Raw genomic sequence first — 1,334 nt, 5'->3', positions numbered from 1 at the left:
TTTTGAATCAGTTTGATACGTCGTCGCCGGCGTACAACATTCCGTTGGCTGTGCGGCTTCGCGGTGAGTTGGATGTGGCGGCGTTGCGGTTGGCGATTGCCGATGTGCTGGGTCGGCACGAGGTGCTGCGGACGGTGTATCCGGCATCGCCGGATGGCCCGGTCCAAGTGATCTTGCCGGTTGCCGATGCCGCCGTCGAGCTTTCCGTGGAGGTGTCGACAGCAGCTGGGGCGGCACCGCGGATCATAGATTTCCTGGCACAGGGTTTCGACGTGTCGGCATCGGTCCCGGTGCGGGCTCTCCTGCTTAGTGTCGATACCGAATCCGTTTCGGCTCCCGAGCACATCCTGTCGATTGTTGTCCACCATGTCTCTGCCGACGGACTGTCGTTCGCACCACTGGCGCGGGACGTGATGGTGGCGTATTCGGCGCGAGCGCGTGGTGAGGTGCCGGGGTGGGCGCCATTGCCGGTGCAGTATGGCGATTTTGCGGTGTGGCAGCGGGAGTTGTTGGGGTCGGAGTCTGATCCGGAGTCGCTGCTGAGTCAGCAGGTGGCGTTCTGGCGGGAGCGGTTGGCCGGTGTCGAAGGTGCGATCGATTTGCCGTTTGACCGGCCACGGCCTGCGGTGCAGTCACTCGCGGGCGAGTCGGTGAGCTTTGACGTGTCGGAGGAGCTGACCCAGGCCTTGCGTGAGGTCGCCGGGCAGTCCCGGTCGACATTGTTCATGGTGGTCCATGCCGCCTGGGCGATGTTGCTGGGCAAGCTGTCCGGGTCTCACGACATTGTTGTGGGTACGCCGGTGGCCGGTCGGGGCGAGCGCGAACTCGACGATCTGGTCGGGATGTTCGTCAACACCCTGGCGTTGCGGCTCGAGGTGGATCCGGATGTGTCGTTCACCGAGCTGCTTGCGTCGGCGCGCGAGGGCGATGTGGCGGCATTTGGCCACGCTGATGTGCCGTTCGAGTATCTGGTCGAGGCGCTCAATCCGGAGCGGTCGATGGCCTATAACCCGATCTTCCAGGTGGGCTTCGCATTCCAGAACCAACCTGCGGTGGAGTTCGAACTTCCAGATCTGTCGGTCTCGGCGCTGGACGTGGATGTCACCGAGGCCCAGAACGAACTCATGCTGACGCTGAGCGATGGGACCGGCGATGGGATGAGTGCTGCGCTCACCTACGCGACGGCGCTGTTCGATCGGTCGACAGTGGAGCAGATCGGTCGTCGGTTTGTGCGGGTTCTGGAGGCGGTGGCTGCTGATTCGTTGGTGTTGGTTCGTGATGTTGATGTTTTGGATGGTGTTGAGCGGGAGTTGGTGGGGTCGCGGTGGGCGTTT

General features: G+C 63.0%; 1 protein-coding gene. It reads left to right on the top strand.

Annotated features, from left to right (window positions below; translation table 11 throughout):
• Positions 1 to 1,334, top strand: a 1,334-nt coding sequence (locus H290_RS29990; protein ID WP_231373853.1) for a condensation domain-containing protein, incomplete at both ends; no start/stop codon positions are given.

It is taken from the genome of Nocardia sp. 348MFTsu5.1 (genome assembly GCF_000383535.1).
In the GTDB taxonomy this organism is placed as follows: domain Bacteria; phylum Actinomycetota; class Actinomycetes; order Mycobacteriales; family Mycobacteriaceae; genus Williamsia; species Williamsia faeni.
Note: the sequence above shows the minus strand (reverse complement) of the source record. Positions and strands in the feature narration are given on the sequence as shown.